Annotated in this window: 3 protein-coding genes; 1 reads left to right on the top strand and 2 read right to left on the bottom strand. The window is 47.1% G+C overall.

Annotated features, from left to right (window positions below; genetic code table 11):
• Positions 1 to 667: 667 nt before the first annotated feature.
• Positions 668 to 1621 (bottom strand): signal recognition particle-docking protein FtsY, encoded by a 954-nt coding sequence (gene ftsY, locus ACESLU_RS13690; protein WP_372639189.1) that lies wholly within the window; start codon positions 1619 to 1621, stop codon positions 668 to 670.
• A gap of 72 nt (positions 1622 to 1693) precedes the next feature.
• Positions 1694 to 2284: a CDP-alcohol phosphatidyltransferase family protein gene (locus tag ACESLU_RS13685; protein ID WP_372639188.1), complete on the bottom strand. Its 591-nt coding sequence runs from the start codon at positions 2282 to 2284 to the stop codon at positions 1694 to 1696.
• A 62-nt stretch (positions 2285 to 2346) separates the two neighbouring features.
• Here ACESLU_RS13685 and ACESLU_RS13680 point away from each other — a divergent pair, with 62 nt between their 5' ends.
• Positions 2347 to 2916, top strand: coding sequence for an NUDIX domain-containing protein (locus ACESLU_RS13680; RefSeq protein WP_372639187.1), 570 nt, complete (start codon positions 2347 to 2349; stop codon positions 2914 to 2916).
• Position 2917 lies beyond the last annotated feature (1 nt).

Raw genomic sequence — 2917 nt, 5'->3', positions numbered from 1 at the left:
TATCGTTAGCCGTTGGTACCACTATTAATTATTCGAGGCCTTTGCAAAACCGTTGGTTTGCCCCATCTCTACATTTTCGCAATTTCAAAATCCTCACCTGTAGTCTATACACTGCGGTTTCGAAATCACTCAGGCGTTGCTGTTGAACAAAACCCCTGGTTTTTCAAAGGCTTCTATTCTACAATAAAGAAAAATAAGCGGTTTATTATTTTATATCCGTTTAACGGCCTTCCGGCTAATATAGAAGGCTTCTAAGAATTTAAAAAGTTTGCCATTCTTTCGAAATTGTAGCACATTATATCAGTACCCAGTTTTCGGGTAATACAACTTACAGACATTTAAATAAGGGGATCATTATGTTACCTTTTGCAGAAATAAAATTTGCGTCAGTATCTGCAGCCGTTCCCGATCAAGATGATGGAACCTCTTCAGATGACGACGAAGACAGCAGAGGTCCGTAAATTTCTACATAGTCAATCAATATTCGAACCATATTACTGCTGAAATAAACAACACGGAAATATAGTAGCCTGCGTAACAAAAGGCAGTGCCGAGAGTCCGTGAACGAAAAGCAGTGCATCCTCGACTGCCGCCGGAATAATTTCGAATAAATATACTCCACACCCAGGCTTTTTACCAGCTATTCCACCGTTGGCTCGCTTCCCATCTACTCCTTGAACATTGAATTAACAAACAGCTCGCGGTCGAAGACCTGCAGGTCTTCGATATCCTCGCCCACGCCGATATATTTAACCGGCACATCCAGCTCATTGGAAACACCGATCACGATGCCTCCTTTGGCCGTACCATCCAGCTTGGTCAGGACCAGCCCGGTGATATCCACAAAATCGGTAAACGCCTGCGCCTGCTGCATTGCATTCTGCCCGGTCGAGGCATCGAGAACCAGCAGTACCTCATGGGGAGCGTTATCGACGACTTTTCCCATCACACGCTTGATTTTGGCCAGCTCTTCCATCAGCGACTTTTTATTGTGAAGACGTCCCGCAGTATCAACCAGCGCGATATCGGCTCCTTTTGCTTTCGCAGATTCCACCGTATCATAGGCCACCGCCGCGGGGTCGGCGTTTTGTCCCTGCTGGATAATAGGCACGCCGGCGCGTTCGCTCCAGATTTTGAGCTGGTCTACGGCCGCCGCCCGAAACGTATCGGCCGCTCCCAGCATCACCTTTTTGCCAGCCACTTTGTAAAGATGGGCCAGCTTGCCGATCGTTGTGGTTTTCCCGACCCCGTTGACGCCCACGATCATCACGATATGAGGTTTATGCGGAAATTCGGCGTCAAATTCAGCCGGTTTATCGGGCGCATGATCCTTGAGCAGCGCAATAATTTCCTCCCGAAGGATCTTTTGCAGCTCACTGCTGTTCAGATAGCTGTCTTCGGCTACCCTCGTTTCGATCCGGTCAATAATTTCCAGGGTGGTTTTGACTCCAACATCCGAGGTAATCAGAATTTCTTCGAGATCATCCAGCACCTCGGCATCCACGGTTGTTTTACCTGCAATCGCTTTGCCAATCTTTTTCATGATGCCGGACCGGCTCTTTTCAACGCCTTTCTCGACCTTTTCTTTTTTCTTGAGACCTATTTTTTCTAAAAAACCCATACGATTGTTCTGTTATGAAGACCACCGCCTAAAAACACCCTTTTCAGAAATGTTTTCACGGTGAATAATGATTTAGTTAAATTTCACGCCTTTGCGTATTTCATTGAAACGGTGAAGATAATCAAAGAAGGAGAAAATCATAAGGGCTAACGAATTGCCCATCAGCACCAAATGAACGGACTCGGCCTCCGGGTAGAAAAACACCGACAACCAGTACAAGCCCAGGGCATTCACACTTACCTTTCCCGACATTTCGGCCATAGCCACTTTCCCGCGCAGTTTTCGAATATAGAGCGAGCCCCCCATGATGACCGCGTCACGAACTATTTCAATAACAAAAAACCACAGCGGAATAAGATTGATATAAACAGCATACAAAAACAGGAGGAACGCACAAAATTTGTCAGCTACCGGATCGAGAATTTTCCCCCACTCTGAAATCTGGTTGGTCTGTCGTGCAACATAGCCATCCAGGTAATCGGAAATAATGCCATAGAACACCAGCAGCGTAATTGCCCATGTAATTTCCCGGCCATTGGTATAATGCAGGTAAACAATCGGGATAGCCACCAGGATGCGGGAAACGGAGATTAGGTTCGACCAGGTGAACAGGACCTGTTTAACATCCACCTCCCGCCGGTCTATATTCTGCAATTCAGCCAATAGAAACCCAATTCTTTGTTATACTTACGCTTTAATTACCAAAGATACATAAAATTCTTGCTATGAACGATACGCATAAACTTATTGAACAGACCCTTTCCTCGAAAGAGGTTTTTAACGGACGCCTGCTGCACGTATACTTTGACGAGGTAAGCCTGCCCGACGAATCCACCTCCACCCGCGAATGGATTAAGCATCCCGGCGCCTCGGCCGTACTTCCCGTATTCGGAAATGGCGACGTTATGCTGGTACGCCAGTTCCGGTACCCGATGTCGCAGATTTTTTATGAAGTCCCCGCCGGTAAAATAGATCCGGATGAAGAAGCCGGTTCGACAGCCCGGCGCGAGCTGAAAGAGGAAGCGGGACTCACATGCAGCCATTTTCAATATATAGGGCAATTTTACCCGGGTATTGGTTATTCGGATGAACTAATTCACCTGTACACGGCCTGGGATATCGAATCTTTTGATCAGCAGGTTGATGAAGATGAATTTTTATTGAAAGAGCGGATCCCCTTTCGGGAAGCCGTGGATATGGTGCACTCGGGCGAAATATCCGACGGAAAATCGATGGTAACACTCCTGCGAGCCTGGCACTGGTGGGAGCGGGAAGGGCCGTTCGTAGTCCGGTAAA

The sequence above is a fragment of the Fodinibius sp. genome, from assembly GCF_041642155.1.
In the GTDB taxonomy this organism is placed as follows: Bacteria; Bacteroidota; Rhodothermia; order Balneolales; family Balneolaceae; genus Fodinibius.
Note: the sequence above shows the minus strand (reverse complement) of the source record. Positions and strands in the feature narration are given on the sequence as shown.

Bases quoted from the DNA above. Each gene is read 5' to 3' on its own strand.
- ftsY (WP_372639189.1), bottom strand. From the start codon at position 1,621: ATGGGTTTTTTAGAAAAAATAGGTCTCAAGAAAAAAGAAAAGGTCGAG.
- ACESLU_RS13680 (WP_372639187.1), top strand. From the start codon at position 2,347: ATGAACGATACGCATAAACTTATTGAACAGACCCTTTCCTCGAAAGAG.